The following is a 16676-nucleotide window of genomic DNA, read 5'->3' as shown; positions in this document are numbered from 1 at the left end:
ACGATTGAAACAACTACCAACCAAAAGCTTTTTCATCTGCCATCCAAAGCCCTTGCACTTTCAATACCTGTTCCACAATGTCGCGACCACAGCCATAACCGCCTTCTGTATACGAAATATAGCGAGCCACAGCCTTTACCTCAGGCACAGCATCCTTAGGACAACACGGCAAACCACACTCACGCATCACCTCCAAGTCGGGAATATCATCACCTACATACAATATTTCCTCGTCCTTCAAGCCATGACGGTCACGGAAGTCATGGTAATCATGGATTTTAACAGAAGAACCCATATAGATATTTCCATCCTCAAAACCTAAAGAAGTAAAACGCTTGCGGACCGCTTCTGTACGTCCACCCGTAATTATACCCAGCAACACACCTTGCTTAGCAGCCAAATGCAGGGAATAACCATCCTTTATGTTGACCGTACGCAGAGGCTCACCCTCCGAACTCATAGGGATAACATTGGCACTCAGCACACCGTCCACATCAAAAACAAGGGCTTTTATCTTTTTCAAATCATAGTTTATGGTACTCATTGCACTTTTTTCTTGTTCATTATAATATACCTATATACAGCAAAACATTAGTTCAAAAGAGGCAAGCATCGGCATCCGGCTATCTTATTGCCAACCGATGTATATTCTCGCTAATCTCCCGATATAGTTCCAGCATTTGCGGCTCATCGGCAAGCATCCGCAGATGCTCGTCAATGACATTCTCATCATAGCGTACAGCCGGTCCTGTCTGTGCGGCAAGCGGTTCCAGCTCATGCACCTTGCGGGCCGTCTCGTCTATCAAGGGGAGCATTGCCTCGAACGGCAGCCCGTACTTTTTCAACAGCTCAGCAGCCAACACATACATGTGATTGGTAAAATTGCACGTAAACACGGCCGCCAGATGCAAACTTTTGCGCTGCTCGGAACTTGCTTCATACACTTTTTCCGATAGGGCGGAAGCGATGTCCTTCAGAAGCTGCACATCCTCTTCCGAATTGCTTTCCACAAAACACGGTATCTGTCCAAAATCCACTTCACGCTGCTTACTGAAAGTCTGCATCGGATAAAGCACTCCATAACGCGCTACATGCCCCTGCCAAATATTCATAGGAATACTGCCGGCTGTATGCACCCATAAAGCATTCTCCTTTCCAGAAACAATCTGGGGTAATAATTCTACAAACGCCGCGTCCTTCAGCGAAACGATATAAAGCTGCGCCTCCTTCGTAACCGCCTGCAGCTCCGTGGTATATACTGCCTCCACCGTCTGTGCCAGTTCCTGCGCCGATTCTTTTGTACGACTGTAGACCTGCACTATACGGAACCCTTTCCGATAAAGAGCCTTTGCCAGATTAGTAGCCAGATTTCCGGCACCGATAAAGGCAATAGACGTATCTTCTATACTTCTTCCCGCCATACGCTTATCTTGTTGCCAACCAATACAAAATAGCCCCTAATACCAGCAATGCCAACGGCAACAGATAAGCCGACATCGTACCGAGCAAGGCAGTTATCAACCCGAAGTTCAATATCAGCCATAAGCCTGTCAATACCAATCCCACCGACTTGTCATGCTTGAACAGCAAAAAAATCACTGCGGTATACAGCAGAAAATTATCCTTATTCATCACCCACGGCAAGCCGATTGCGGAAAAATGCACCAATTTGTCCACCAAGTAAAGAATGCCGAATACAATCAGTGTGATGGCAGTGGCTTTATATGTATCACGATTATTGTTTGCTTTTGCTGCACTCACTGTTACTTTCCTCCGTACTTATTGATATGTATCTTTTCCCACTGCAGATTGTCTTCGTTGAAAGGCTTGCGCTCCATCCCCTTATGGCCGATAGCAATAACACTGAGCACCTGCAACTGCAAAGGAATATCCAACACCTCGTGCACATACTCGCCGGAAGGCATACCGGAAGCCGTAAAACGTTCGCGCACCTGCACCCAGCAGCTTCCCAGCCCCATATCTTCGGCCTGAAGTTGCAGGTAAATGGAGGCGATGGAGGCATCCTCTATCCACACGTCGCTTGCCAGCGGGTCGGCAACGACCACTACTGCCAGTGCCGCATCGGCAATAAACTGCGACGCCTGCTCCTTGCAATAGGACAATTCCTTCAATTTATCCTTGTCGTCCACCACTATGAACTGCCATGCATTGCTGCGCTTCGACGTGGGTGCCATCAGGGCTGCTTTCATCAAAGTAACGACTTGTTCTTGTGTCAATTCTTCTTCTGTAAACTTCCGCATGCTGCGGCGTGCTTTTATCAATTCACTGAAACTTTCCATAACATATTCGTGTTTAGCGAAGGCAAATTTAGATAAAATATCCGGGAATGGCGAATAAAAGCCTTACAATCTTCTCCCTGCCTCCTTTTGTATCAGACAAGCAGATAGGCAGTATCCGGAGCAACCGAAAATTCCTCTAAATAGATTATCCAGTCGGTCACATCCTCTACCGTAAACCACGCTTCATCACCCTCGTGCATGTGGCTGACGTCATAAGGTTCTTGTATAAGCTGTCCCTTGAAGCGTTCTCCATCAAACTCCAACAGCTTGAACCAAATATGTTCGCGGTCGTCAGCCTGCTCGGCACTGTCTGTCTTCAAGCCAATTTTAAGCAAGATAGAGCCTTCGTCCTTCTTTGCCATGTATTTTACAAGACCGAAACGCTCGCGAGCCAACGCACTCATGCGATTGGTTTCGCGGGTACTGATAAAGAATAGCGGATTCTCGCCCCACATGCTATCGTATTCGGACACCTTCCGCAGTCTGCCCTTCTTCTCGTCGTCCTCACTCGTATAGATGAACACGGGTGCCGTGCGACCGTTGTGCCCTTCCTTGCGGTCGTCCACACTGCCAAGGGCGAGGCTCCGGTACTCATCCAGCGCCTTTGTCCACGAAACGTAGGTGGCCACTATCGGCAAACGGTCATTCAACATCCCGATATATACGCCAGCACCTGGTTCGGAAGGCTTGCCGTCTTTATCGAGCAGATGACTGGCAAGGGTGGAAATCAAGTAATAATGGTTGTTGTAATTCTCCTTGTCTGATTTCAGAATCTCAAGTTCATACAAACCACAACGGTTCAATCCGTGCGTATGCAACCACACCTCGCCTCCTTCACCGGCCACAGCATGTACCGTGAACAAAACACTCGTTCCGGGAACTACCGCCGAGTCGGCAGCCAGAGTGGCCCACCGAGCACAAACCAGTTTCTCGGCACTTTCGTCCACAATGGCAAGCAGGTCGGGCACCATGGCTACAGCAATCTTCAGTTGCAGATGGTAGGACTTCTGCCCGTCAACACCGAACTTCATAAACACTGTAAGTGCCCTATCGGCTTTACCAATAGCATTCAGTTCTTCGTCAGTGAAATAATAATCCCGACGATTAAACATATCAGGCATTGAAAAATCACCTTCATAAAAACCTATTTCATACACTTCGCCATCATATCCGACTTCCATATATCCCGGTTCGTCTTCATCAGGCAAACGTTTTTTCAACAATTCCACTCCAGAGATAGCAGCCACGCGCTCAAAAAGGCGTACTGACAAATCGACTTTACTGCCCTTGGGCACTGCCATCATGTAAGAGGACTCTTCCCAATAGCCCAATGCTTGTTCTTCGAGAACCGTTTTCTTTTTCTTGAAAATCATATATCTATCCTTTTTATGTAAGACTTCAGCCATAATGACAAAATTAATAAAAAAGCCTACCCATGCCAACCGAAATTTCAGTTTTTTTGTTAAGTTTGCAAGCAATGCCCCTCAAACTCACTACATATTACCGTGGGAGCAAGGTTCCTGACCTGCCAGGCACCAACACCTTCCATTCCACAGAGCTGTTCCGAATCTACGAGGCAACTCCGGGGTATACCCCCATACTCATTGTGGCATCCGAAGATGACAAGCCCGTTGCAAAACTGCTTGCCGCTATACGTAAAAGTGTCCGCATGTTTCCCCCCGGCATCATCAAAAGATGTGAAGTGTACGGTACGGGAGAATATTTCAATAACGAGGCAGACAAAGAGACTATCTTCAGTGACATGCTGCAAAGGCTTACCAATGAAGCATTGCGCGATTCTTTTCTCATCGAGTTCCGCAACCTGGAAAATGCCATGTTCGGATACAAATCCTTCCGCGACAACCAATACATCGCCATCAATTGGCTGCGGGTGCGCAACTCGCTGCACAGCATCGAAAAGGTGGAAGAGCGTTTCAGCCCGTCACGTATCCGGCAAATAAAGAAAGGACTCAAAAACGGCGCCCAAGTGCGGGAAGCACGTACCAAAGAGGAGATTCTCTGTTTTGCCCAGATGTTGCGCCACGTATATTCTTCCAAGATACGGCGCCACTTCCCCAGCATCAAGTTCTTTCAGCATCTCGAAAACCAGTTGACAAAAGGGCAGCAAAGCAAAATCTTCATCGTCACTTATAAGGAGAAGATTATCGGTGGCAGTGCATGCATTTATTCAGATGATAGCGCCTATCTATGGTTCTCAGGTGGCATGCGCAAGACTTATGCCCTGCAATATCCGGGTATTCTTGCCGTATGGAAAGCACTGGACGATGCCAAACAACGCGGATACCGACACTTGGAATTCATGGACGTGGGACTTCCCTTCCGTAAACATGGCTACCGTGAGTTCGTTCTCCGCTTTGGAGGAAAACAAAGCAGCACCCGACGCTGGTTCCGTTTTCGTTGGAACTGGCTGAATCGGGTGCTGATAAAGATGTATGAATGATTCTTACCGAAATCAGAAATTAGTGTAGACTACATATCCATGAGCCGGTACATTAACCTGCGCATTTACGGGCTCACTCTTCCCGGTGAAATAGTTGTTCCAATTGCCGGTTGTTCCCGGAAAAGCAACATTTACAGCCGTATGGGTGAAGTTGCCCACTACCACTAATTTCTTTCCGGCTACGCTTTCTACCAACAGTGAACGTCCGTTGTCCCAGTCGGAGACTCCCACTTTCCACGTCAGCGCCGCACTCTCATCAAACAGTTCCGGATGGGCATTGCGCAATTTCATTAAATCCGCATAAACATCGTGTAACTCCTTGCGGTCAGCATTATCCAGATATTCCCAATGCAAAGGCTTCCTACCGGTACGTCCATTCTCCTCTATGGAGATGTCATACCCCATCTCTCCGAACTGCCAAATCATCTTAGGGCCGGGCACTGTAAGGAAGAATGCCGTGTTCAGTTCCAATTGCTCCATACGGGCATTGAGTTCGGTTTTCAGCACGCCATCGCCCCATTGCGTCTGCTTGTAAGCCGCGCGTTCTTCATCATGGCTCTCCATATATCCTACCCATGCCGGAGTCTTTTCATAAAGACCGCTGAACGAGCTGTCCGACTTATACCCCATAGCCGACTGGCAATAGGCATTATTCAAGTTGCGCCACAAGTGCATGCCATCGACCGCCAACTCCTTTTCTTCTCTCGAGTCACAGAAATGTTCCAAAATAACGTATGCGTCATTCTTCACCTCCTTGATGGCTGCATTATAATCTTTCAAGATGGCCACACGTTTTCCGTCATAATTAGACGCCGTACTTTCTGTAGATTTTGTCTGTGTAAAACCCTTCGTCAAGTCAAAACGGAAACCGTCCACTTTATACTCCTTCAGCAAGAATTGCAGGTTACGCTTCACGAACTTGCGCACCAACGCACTCTCGTGGTTGAAGTCGTGGAACACACTGTAAGGATGGGGAGCATCGACATTGAAGTACGGGTTGTTGCTTGCCGTTTTGTCTTCATTCCAATACAACTTGGCAAAAGGGCTGTTCCCGGTGGCGTGATTATAAACCACATCCAAAATAACTGCCATACCCGCTTCATGACAAGCGTCAACAAACTGCTTATACATAGCTTTTGTACCATAAGCCTTGTCCATCGCAAAGAAGAAGCAAGGATTATACCCCCAACTATCGTTTCCGTCAAACTCTTGTACCGGCATCAGTTCGATGGCATTGACTCCCATAGCCTTCAGATAAGAGAGCTTACCTATCGCACCATTAATATCACCGGAAGTAGTAAAGTCACGTAAGTGCAATTCGTATATCACCAATTGCTCCGGATTTGCTATTTTAAAGTCATTAATCGTCCAGTTATAACTGTCTTTCTGTATCTTGAAGGTCGAAACGATTCCTACTCCCCCTTCAGGATAATCCATACTTTCGTTATAGGTAGAAGCCGGAATATACTTGTCATTATCAGGATCAAGAATCTTTTCCGTATAGGCATCAGCCAGACGAACCACTTCGCCCTCTTTCGTACCCACATAATACTGGAAAGCATACTCCTTGCTTGCATCCAGTCCCTTCAATGTAATCCACCAACATCCGGAAGCATCATCACGATACATCTGCGACTTCTCATCATTGCTCAACGTCCAGTTGTTGAAGTCGCCCACTACATGTGCAAAGTCCTTATGATTTCCATTCGTATCTTTGTCATAAAGCACCAATGTCACCGTAGAATTATCCACCACATTGATACCCTCGACCATACCAGCCGGTACTGCCGCTGTTTTAACTTCACCAGGTACAAAACCTTCATATTTTGTGTCGGTCACCTCGATAAAGGAATCCGATTCTATCCCTTTCTTGCTGCCGTCGGCATTGCGAATCACTATTCCAAGCTGGTTCACCGGTGTCTTCCCGCTTCCAAACCACTCACGGATATTCGGGCTCAGCGTAATGCTCCATACGTTGGCTTCGGTTGAAGTCATCTTGCATTTGTCCTTGTTTTCCGTCCACGCAGCCGGAACGAACAGCCAAGTACCTTCACTGACCACCCCTATATGCACATACACATCTCCCTTATGTCCATAAAGAGCAGACTTTGCATCCGCTTTAAAAGTAATCACAAGGGGCTGGTCGGCATCCGGCGCTGTCGGCATGAAGCTCAAACCATCCGGAACAACAATTGCATTGGCAGCCTGAGTGACAGATATTTCTTTCTTCTTAGAACCGGATATAATATTCAATTGTGCCATCCTCGCTTTTCCAGTTTCATTCTTGCCGACAGAAACCATAATCGTAGCTTTCCCAGATGCGCCTTTTGCCGGATTGATGCTACACCAACCGGTATCCTCGCCACTCAGTTTGGCTGTCCATTGCTGCCCAGCCTCAAAACTGACGCTTTGCGAAGAAGCAGCTTCACCAAAGCTAAAACCTTTTTCAAAAATCGACTCACTACCGGAATCAGGGGTCAGAAACTCCTGAAACTCCTCTTTATCGTCACCACATGCCGTGAATACCAGCACTAAACCGAAGCATATTGAATGCCATAGAACAGAAAGCTTACGTTGATTGATTATTTTCATAATATTATAAAGTATTCAAAGTTATCGCTTCACAAATATAGCCGGAAAAGAAACGGCAGACCGATTAACGCAAAAGAAAACAAGGATAAGATTACGAAAACGTTTGCATGCCAAGCTGACAGTCCTGTCGAACATAGTCAATCATATTTTTCATACCGGAAATGCGATGTTTCACACATTTTCGATACGAATTTAATGGAAAGTGGCGCGAACTACCTTCATCTTTTCATTACATGGGGTCGGTCATATGCCTATCGTTGGATAGCAATTCAAAGAAGACACCAATGAACATAGTCAAGAATATCAGCATATATAGGAGTATTGGGAAGTAGATAATTACAGGACTATCTTTTATGTAAAACAATGTTGCACATATTGGATACTCTGCAGAACAAGATTGCGTATAAATCTGCCTCAAACCTTCCCATTTATCTTTTACATTCATAGTGAAGGCATTTCTTCCTTTACAAGCTTGTATCATATCATGCAAGAACAACTTATTATCCGGATTATCAGATTTCACCACAAATGCAGGATCGCTTAATTTCGATTTGTAGAAGTTGGTCAACAACACTTCGTCATTCATGACAAATCCTTTTCCCACAAAAGAGAACATCAGAATTCCGACTAAAAAAGAATACAGGAAACCTAATGAAAAGATGATAGATGTTCGTTTAATGCACTCTCCTTTAGGCAAGAATACATTCAGCTTTCTAACTTCCCTATATATAAACAGGAACATTACTATTATCATAAAAAGTCCGATACAGTGATAGCTAAAACCAAACTTTGTCAGCGCGAACGTTTTAAACAAATCGGCATTTAAGCCTACGACTATCCACGCAGAAGAAATTGCAAAAAACAAGCGCGGATATAACAGGTTAAGGCTTAACGAGGTCTTTTTAGGCACAAAGCACCTTCCTAAGCTAATAAGTATAATTGTTATCAAGGGCAAGCCCCCCATGAATACTAAAATAGTATCAACGTTAATAGGGGAAAAAAAGTGAGCCACTACAAAAGCAACAACAGGTACTATAATAATCCATTTATTGATTCTTTGCCGAGTTCCTATATCAGTCATTAGGACTGTTAAAATGTTGTATTTTTGTAACAAACGGTCATATAAAAAGGTAGTGCTCTCATTGTCTTTGCTAAATAACTCTTGGAAAAACTTCTTGTCAGACTCGGTGAACCCTTTATCTGAGGGCTTTTTGTATTCAATTTCTTTCTCTTCGGCACGGGCTATCAATTTGCTTATCTTTTCATTTGAAGGTTCATAGATATTAGTCCCTTCTATTTCAACCTCATCAAACCATTTGGAGTGATGGAATAAATATTCTGAAGCAGGATTCCTGATGATATTAATCCATTCGTTTTTTATATCAACTAGTTCCTCCAATTTCCTCAAGGCAATGCCCGAGTCTACATTGTTCATGACTATTGTACGTAAGTAATAGAATTTCAATTTTGTATATAAGGCCTTATACGTGTAGTTTGAATGCAAATTAGCTCTGAGTTGATTGTAATATGGAAGATCTTTGAAAGTATTATTAATTTCAAATTCGAACATAAAATCCAAGAATATTTTGCGGGATAAGGGATAGCTATAGTCTTCCCATCTTTTATTAGGAGATGATTTATCCTCTTTTTTAACGTCGATAATCCTTTTAACATATGTATTCTCCTTAATGGAATTTACTAAAGAATTATTAGTACTGCACCTTCTAAGAAAGTCAAGAGGATATTCCATTTCAAACAACGGCAAATCAGAAAAACTAAATTCTTGATTCACCTCATTCCTTCTCCTCAAATAAACATGTTCCATGCTTTCGTTTAATAACGTATCATTGCCTAAAGCTATATCTCCTCTGTAAGCTTCTGCCAGACCTTCGTCTATATTTCCTAAGGATATTTCAAATAGGTAATTATGTTGATGAATATCATCTTTCCCATTATGATACAGGAAATTCAAACTGCATTGAGAGATATATAAATAGACAGGGAATTGCTTCCTTTCATCTTGCACCTGGCATTTTAGTCCCTTGTATTTAAAAAAATACGCCTTATTTTCATGAATGGCACATAGCTTGTCATCAGGTTCAAAAAAAGTATGTTTTCCCATCTTTAAATACTTTTATACAGTTTATATATTTTACTATTTTATCTGAGACACTTTTATCTTGCCCCTTTTCCAACTTGCTTTTTATAGCAAGAAATTCATGCGACAGCCTATACCACTGATTAGAAGGTGGATAGGCAGTTATGTACATCATAAATAAGATGTGCCCCCAAAATTCACTGTCATAATCATTGATGTCTTCATAAATTGATTTTACCAGTAGAGATGACATTATTTTTTTTTCGTCACTATTGAGATGTGATTGGGGTTTTATATCATCTTTTAGTTTATTGTAATTGGCTTTCAGCAAGTACAATGCATTGAAATTTTTAATGGCGCGACTTCTTACAAGGGTTTCATCATCAAAAATAGCTATCAAGAATTGCTTTAATGTGTATATATCGCTTCCACCACAATCCTTCAATTTTATTTCCAACCCTTCCAGTTGCCCATTGATAAACTTGAAAAAATGATACTTAAAACTTTCAGGGGTATCTAACGGACAAGCTCCTTGTGCAAGAATCCAATGTTTTGAATTATAACCCCATCCTTGCTCTCTGATTTTCTGTGAAAAGGCTTCGTCGAACGATGTTATAGGGAATATCCAATATTTTCCAAACGGTCCCTTGTTTTCTTGCAACTGCTTATCACCTTCTTCTATAGCCTGCAGTAATTCAAATCCATATTCGCGTTGCCCGCCTTCTTTATAATTTAAAAGGTAATCTAATAAAATAATATCATATCTCCTTTTTTTTAGTCGTTCAATAGCTTCTTTTACAGTATCAACACTTTCTATCACATAGCATTCTTTATCTTCGAACATGCTTCCTAAGATTTTATCGACTATCTCTTCTTTGCATAAAGATTTATTTCCAAGAGGATATGTCTTCATTTTCTTTTTAGCATAATCATCCACCAATAAGAGCCGCCATTGAGCTTTGGGATGTTTTTCGCTATTTCCCATGCCAGTGATTACGGGCATATAAGGAGAGATTTCTTTTTCTTTTTTCAATAATTTTTTCATAGCCTCTTTCATCTCCCTTTCAGAATGGAAAATAAATGGAGATATTTTTTTCTTGTGCGCGCCTATATCTACCAAATAAGACTGCCGTATAATTCGAGCATAAAAGTCTGCTTGCTCCTGTGTGACAGACAGATAGTATAATCCCATCTTTGTGTTGTCAATAATTGTATTTATTACCTCTGATAGCCGACTTTTCATGTTTTCAAGCCAGATTTCCTGATTTGAATCCGTTTCATCCAAATATGACGGGACATAATAATGCCAAATACTACTATCAATGTATTTTATACATCTGGGTATGGCAACTCCTGTGGAAAAGGAAATGTCGGTCTTGAAGAAATCTACAGCAGACAGGTGCAACGTAGGGAGTACTCCTTTGTTGTTGTCTTTGAATAGGTGATCCTCAGTTCTTAGCAAACTTGCCAAATATTCATCAGGCTTTTTGGGGGTATCTGAATCCTTTTCAAAATCTTCCACTTCAATATAATGGACATTGCATAACTCAATGGTATTGTGCATGTCAGGGACCTCCAGATTTTCTATTATATTACTTAAAAATACCGGAATCGCATGTTCAGAATTTAGATTCTCATTTTCATTGGCTATCCTGATTTTATCGTTCTCCAATTTTATTTTTCCACAAAACATAATCATTCAATTTCATTATGTTAAACATCATTTTGCATAAACTGTATTCGTTGGATATACCTAACTTCAGGCATTCTTGAAGTCGGTTTAATGACGGCATAATACTATCTTTATCCATGACTGGCAGTAGTAAAGCCTTTTCTTTGAAATTTTCATATAGACTTTCGACATCCTTGTATTTCTTTTTTAAAGATTGGTCAACACTTTCATTCGTATCTTTAATTTGTCCAAGTTTTTTCTCTATTCTTGTTACCATCGCCTGTATCTTGGATTTTAATTCGTATCCATCTTTTACATACAAATATAAAAGTGAAAAGCTACCTTCTTTTAATATCTGATAAATATCTCCTTTATTATGCTTGAACAATAATAGGGGTACTCTTTTATTAGGACCATAAGAACTCTGCATTAACCTTCTACCAAAATCGTAGTCGTGAACAAGGTAATCAGCCTTGTCTCCAAAAAGTTCAACTAAAGAGCCAAAATATATTCTCCCTAAATCCGGTGATAGTTTTCTTTTAAATGAACGTATGACAAAACATCTATAATCTGACCTGAATGGGTATTCATCACTATTTACCGGACATTCATAGCAATAAAACGGGGAATCTTGCTCTGCCATTAAATCTTCCAAAAAATATTTCCGTGTGTCATTAGCGTTATCATTATTATTTAATGGACATAGGGGAATATACTTACTGAGCCCTTCTTTAAACTTATCATACTTAATCAGTCCACGTAAACTATCCAATATTATCATAGCTTCATTATAAACATTGTCTATATTGGGCAAATTTCCATCTTTTGCAATAATCAAATCAGTTACACTCTTTATGAAATTACTGAAAAATACATGTAAACGAGCTCCCGGGTTATATTTCCGTAGCAGATATTCGATATTGCCAATTCCTACTTCCGAAAATAGGTCTAATAAATAGATAGGCAGTGATATTTTTCTCCAATTCGAACTATCAATATCTTTTCCCCCTATATATTCTATTTTTGTACATTTTCTATCCCTTAGAAAAAACTTTCTCGGGAAAGAAGCTTCTTGTAGTGATTACCAAGCTTTCCATATCTGATTATAAGATTAAAAGATTTTTCAAATATAGCAAAAAGTAATTATTATTACTCGATAAAACGAGGAATAATACTGAAAAATTCAAAGAAAGCATAGTTCACAGAGCTCTACGAATAAACGGTTGCGGCCATTAAAGAAGCACGTGAGGCAAAGAATAAAAAAAACGTTTGATAGTGTAGAAAGTTTAATGGAGGGCGAAAGCTGAATTTTGCAAAAATTGAGCATGGTTGCGAGATTGCTTTCCCTCGGCATTTATCATCGTCAAGACAAGCATCCTTATGCTTCAGCCAATTACGGTGAGCCTCCGACAAATAAAACATTTTAACAAGACAAACATCTGTGTTCAAATATAGTAATCAGTAAAGTCTACATCTTTCTTGCCACTGTTTTGCCCGGATATTACGAGGCAACCTGAGATACACGATGAGAGGATGAAGGCAAAATGTGTTCAACTCTTAGTTCTCATTTGCAAACTTGAGTGTTCTTCGATAAAACAAAAAGAATCCCCAATATAGCGTTCTACTATGAGCAATGTAGATTAAATTGTTGTGAATCGAGTAGGAGGAAAACGAAAGTTTTCTTCCTACTTTCGTTTTCCCTCTCACACCACCGTACATGCCGTTCGGCATACGGCGGTTCCTATTTTGGATACCATTTGAGATAACTATCCGTCAGCGTGATATACCCTGCCTTTTTCAGATTCTCATTTGATATGGCTCGTGTCAAGATTGGACTGTCGGCTATACGCCAATTACCAAGACGCGTGTTCCCCCATTGATAGGCTTGCCAAGCGGCTATGCCACATCGTTGGAGGTTGATTATCCTCGTCTTGGGTTTCTTCCATGCTTTCCATATACACATTCGTATCCGCCGCCTTAACCATTCATCGGTTTCAAGGCAAAGCCGTTTCATCTGAGCAAGATGATAGTACCCTATACAACCCCGTATGTACTCTTTCAGCTTCTGTTTCCTGCGTTCATAACCCCAACCATTACTGCGACTCGTCAACTCTTTGAGCTTGGCTTTCATCTTGGTTTTGGTTTGGGGGTGTACAGTAAGCTGACATTTGCCTTTGTTTACATAAAAGGAGTAGCCGAGGAATTTAACTCCTCGTACATTGGACACTACGGTTTTCTCCCGGTTTACGTTCAGAAAGAGTTTCCCCTCGATAAATCGTGTGAGACTTGACTTTGCACGCTGTGCGGCTCGTTTGGATTTACAGAATATCATGGCATCATCGGCATATCGGACAAAGGGATGTCCTCTGCGTTCGAGTTCCTTAGCCAATTCGTTAAGCATTATGTTACTCAACAGCGGACTTAGAGGCCCGCCTTGCGGTGTCCCCTCTTCGCTCGCTTCAAAAAGTCCCCGGGTGATTACTCCGCTGCTTAGATATTTGTGTATTAGACTCACTACTCTGCCGTCAGTTATCGTGCGGCTGAGGATTTCTATGAGTTTGCTGTGATTGACGGTATCGAAAAAGCGTTCAAGGTCGAGGTCGACCACATATCGGTAGCCGCTATCAACTATCTCTTGCGCCTTTACTAGCGCACTATGGCAGCTCCGATTGGGACGGAAGCCGTAGCTCGTCCGGGAGAACTCTCGCTCATAGATTGGGGTCAGTGCCTGGTTGATGGCTTGCTGGACTAAGCGGTCTACCACGGTGGGGATTCCCAAGAACCGCTTCTGGCCGTTGTCTTTGGGTATCTCTACCCTGCGGACGGGATTGGGACGGTATGTCCCTTGTCGCAAGGAACTTGTCAAATCATTTTTGTTGGCCAAGAGCCATGGTAGCAACTGCTCACACGACATCCTGTCAATACCGCCACTGCCCTTATTGCCTACCACTGCCTTGTACGCGCGGTTAAGATTGTCGGGACTGAGAATGAGTTCCAACAGATGTTCCTTGTCGAATGGTACTTCCGCGAAGTTGTCTTCACATATCCACATGAAAGTCTGCACTCCTGTAATAAGCAAATTTTAAATCGTCATTTTTCGGTAAAGTTAAATCACCGTCTAATAATAGAGACTATCAGTTTATACTATTGATTACATTTTAATGCCGGTCATCTTTGGCTGGGGGTACCCCCAGCAAAGATGTGTCTTTTTCCTCTTCAAAAATGGATTTTCGGTTTCCCATCCGGTAGCTTTGCCCGGTGAGTTTTATGACCTCGCAGTGATATAACAGCCTGTCCAGTATTGCTGAAGCCAGCACTTCGTCATCCAGCGTTTTGGCCCATTCGGTGGGTGCCTTGTTCGTGGTAATTATCAGTGAGGCTTTCTCGTGAAGCGTGTTGATCAGATTGAAGAATCCTGCGGCATCCTCTTTTTTCACCGGGAAGAGCATTATGTCATCGATGGCTACCAGGTCGGCTTTGAGCAGACGGTTGTATGCGCTCATGACCGAAGGCATCAGCGTTTTCATCTTGATGGTGTTTATGACATCCTCCATCGTGACCATATACGCCTTGTATCCCTGCCCCACAGCTTCGTACACGAGTCCTGCGGCGATAAAGGTTTTGCCTGTTCCGGAAGGTCCCATGAGTATCAGGTTGTAATTCTGTTCGAGCCACCCCAGCCGGCGCAGTTCACGCAATCTTGGTGCGGTTATACCTTGCGAGTAGTTGTGGTCGAAAAGGTCGAGGTCGTGTCTTGCCGGCAAGGCCGCCGCTTTCAGTCGCCGTTGGAAGTCCTTGCTGTCTCTTTCCTGAACCTCGCGGGAGAACAGGTCATGCAGGAACTCGACATGGTTTTTTCCCTGCTCCTGCGCCAGATGAGCTTCGGATTCCAGCAGGCGTGGTAGAGCGTACAGGCGCAGACGCGAGCACAGGGTTTTGATTTGTTCGTTTGTTATCATACGAAAAGGGTGTTAAAGGTGGATATGTCTGTTTTCTCGGGGATCATGGCGGATGTATCAGCCCCGGGAACCGGCTCGGTTTCCGTCCGGACCTCAATGGGGGTTTCCCCTTTACGGATCCTGAGGGTCTCGGCTACCTCCATCAGGCTGCATCCGTTGAAGACACCTGCTTTAAGGCACTCGTCAAAAGCTTCGGTAAGCGTGATGTCCGAGTATGCCGCGTGGCGCCGGACTATAAACTGGAGGTTGTCGCGGTAATTACGGGCCTTATGCACACGTAGTTGTGATAAATATGTATCAATCACCGTGCTTGCGGGAAGTTCTTTGCGTACAAAAGCCTCATAATCATCCAGCGAGGCTTCGCGGTCACGTCGGTGGGAGGTATTGCTTACCAGACGCCCCTTATCTCCGCTTATTTTGTGAACGGCAAGGGTTTTGCCTGTCTCATGGCTGTAGATATATAGCCGGCCTTCTTTTTCTTCGATATAGACCAGCGTCTGATGGCCGTGGTAGGTGCCTGTGGGAACGCTGTAATAATTGCCCCGGTAGGTTATCACGTTGTCCTTTCGCACGTGATGCGGCAAGAGGGTTTCGCAAGGAACAGTCGGGACTCCCTTATAAGGCATGAGGTATGCTTTTTCCGTCTCAAACTCCTCAGACGGGACACGACGTATGCCGTGATGTTCCGTGCCGTTGGCCGTGCGTTCCAACCAGCCAAGGACTTCCTTGTTGAGCAGGTCCATGTCAACCAACTCGCGGCCGCGGAGGAAGTTGTACTTCACATATTTGACGACATTCTCTATCTTACCTTTGCTCTGGGGATCGGATTTGCGACAGAACACGGGCTCAAAGCCATGTTCACGGACAAGGGCGCGGAAAACGCGGGTAAGCACCAGGTCACCAAGGTTTTCATTGACAAGAAACACCTTGTCCTGGTCATAAACTATCTTTCGGGGTACTCCCCCGAAGAACTTGAAAGCCAGTTCATGGGCATAAACCGCAAGAGCGGTGGTAAACGGTGTACGGCTAAAGTAGACGAACTTATACCTGCTGCGGCTCAGACACATCGCAAAGAAATACACTTTTAAAGACTGTCCCTGAAGTGTCTTCATCCACCGTTCACCGAAGTCGCATTGGGCGTATTCGCCATAGGGAGTCTCGGGTTGCTTCTCGTAGGGGCGGTAACCTTTCTCAACCTCCTTGGGAAGATCGTGCGTCAAACGCACTCGCTTCACGAAGTTGAATACCGTTTTGGGGGTTACGCAGGGAAGATCCGGAAAATGCTCCTTCAAGCGGTCATGGAGCTGGGGAGCCGACAGAAAGGGCCACTTACGAAGCTCATTGACGACATAAGATTCATAACTGTCAAGTTTATGACCGTAATGACGGTCATAGCTCTGGCTGGACATGAACTCCTCTTCTGTCATGGACAGATACTTAGACACCGTTTGACGGTGAAGGCATAAGGATTGGCCTATTTGAGTTTTGTTTAGGCCATCTGAAAATAATTCGTTAACTTTGTACCACATCAGATATTTCTTTAATTGGGAAGTCTCGGTCATAGCATTGTAATTAGTAGTTCGCACCACAAAAT

13 protein-coding genes are annotated in these 16676 nt (G+C 43.5%); 1 reads left to right on the top strand and 12 read right to left on the bottom strand.

Going from position 1 to position 16676, the window contains the following annotated elements; translation table 11 throughout:
- Window positions 1-13: 13 nt before the first annotated feature.
- From JCM16496_RS05530 to JCM16496_RS05510, 5 genes are all read right to left on the bottom strand, one after another.
- The gene (locus JCM16496_RS05530; RefSeq protein ID WP_025832890.1) at window positions 14-544 is read right to left on the bottom strand and encodes a KdsC family phosphatase; all 531 of its coding nucleotides are present in this window, start codon (window positions 542-544) and stop codon (window positions 14-16) included.
- A 79-nt stretch (window positions 545-623) separates the two neighbouring features.
- Window positions 624-1421, bottom strand: a complete 798-nt coding sequence (locus JCM16496_RS05525) for a Rossmann-like and DUF2520 domain-containing protein (protein WP_025832889.1) — start codon at window positions 1419-1421, stop codon at window positions 624-626.
- Window positions 1422-1425: 4 nt separating this feature from the next.
- Complete coding sequence (locus tag JCM16496_RS05520) at window positions 1426-1761, bottom strand: hypothetical protein (protein ID WP_025832887.1); 336 nt, start codon at window positions 1759-1761, stop codon at window positions 1426-1428.
- A 2-nt stretch (window positions 1762-1763) separates the two neighbouring features.
- Window positions 1764-2300: a nitroreductase family protein gene (locus JCM16496_RS05515; protein WP_025832885.1), complete on the bottom strand. Its 537-nt coding sequence runs from the start codon at window positions 2298-2300 to the stop codon at window positions 1764-1766.
- 92 nt (window positions 2301-2392) lie between these two features.
- Entirely contained in the window at window positions 2393-3673 is a 1281-nt protein-coding gene (locus JCM16496_RS05510; RefSeq protein WP_025832883.1) for a DUF4026 domain-containing protein, read from the bottom strand.
- 104 nt (window positions 3674-3777) lie between these two features.
- On the opposite strand from JCM16496_RS05510, the gene JCM16496_RS05505 reads away from it, so the two are divergent.
- Window positions 3778-4761, top strand: a complete 984-nt coding sequence (locus tag JCM16496_RS05505; RefSeq protein ID WP_025832882.1) for a GNAT family N-acetyltransferase — start codon at window positions 3778-3780, stop codon at window positions 4759-4761.
- A gap of 12 nt (window positions 4762-4773) precedes the next feature.
- Here the strand turns inward: JCM16496_RS05505 and JCM16496_RS05500 are convergent, their stop codons facing one another.
- The 7 genes from JCM16496_RS05500 to istA form a co-directional block, all read right to left on the bottom strand.
- Entirely contained in the window at window positions 4774-7353 is a 2580-nt protein-coding gene (locus JCM16496_RS05500; protein WP_025832880.1) for an alpha-amylase family glycosyl hydrolase, read from the bottom strand.
- A 229-nt stretch (window positions 7354-7582) separates the two neighbouring features.
- A complete protein-coding gene (locus JCM16496_RS05495; protein WP_025832878.1) occupies window positions 7583-9475 on the bottom strand; it encodes a transporter permease in 1893 nt (630 codons plus the stop codon).
- Entirely contained in the window at window positions 9453-11123 is a 1671-nt protein-coding gene (locus tag JCM16496_RS05490; RefSeq protein ID WP_025832876.1) for a response regulator, read from the bottom strand. The genes JCM16496_RS05495 and JCM16496_RS05490 overlap by 23 nt, the downstream gene beginning before the upstream one ends.
- Entirely contained in the window at window positions 11110-11961 is an 852-nt protein-coding gene (locus JCM16496_RS05485; protein ID WP_025832874.1) for a hypothetical protein, read from the bottom strand. Before JCM16496_RS05485 ends, JCM16496_RS05490 begins: the two co-directional genes overlap by 14 nt.
- A 903-nt stretch (window positions 11962-12864) precedes the next feature.
- Window positions 12865-14202: a group II intron reverse transcriptase/maturase gene (gene ltrA / locus JCM16496_RS05480; protein WP_244440257.1), complete on the bottom strand. Its 1338-nt coding sequence runs from the start codon at window positions 14200-14202 to the stop codon at window positions 12865-12867.
- A 79-nt stretch (window positions 14203-14281) separates the two neighbouring features.
- Window positions 14282-15082: an IS21-like element helper ATPase IstB gene (istB, locus tag JCM16496_RS05475; RefSeq protein ID WP_025832871.1), complete on the bottom strand. Its 801-nt coding sequence runs from the start codon at window positions 15080-15082 to the stop codon at window positions 14282-14284.
- A complete protein-coding gene (gene istA / locus JCM16496_RS05470) occupies window positions 15079-16611 on the bottom strand; it encodes an IS21 family transposase (RefSeq protein ID WP_025832869.1) in 1533 nt (510 codons plus the stop codon). Before istA ends, istB begins: the two co-directional genes overlap by 4 nt.
- Between the last annotated feature and the right edge of the window lie 65 nt (window positions 16612-16676).

The sequence above is a fragment of the Bacteroides rodentium JCM 16496 genome, from assembly GCF_000614125.1.
GTDB lineage: Bacteria > Bacteroidota > Bacteroidia > Bacteroidales > Bacteroidaceae > Bacteroides > Bacteroides rodentium.
Note: the sequence above shows the minus strand (reverse complement) of the source record. Positions and strands in the feature narration are given on the sequence as shown.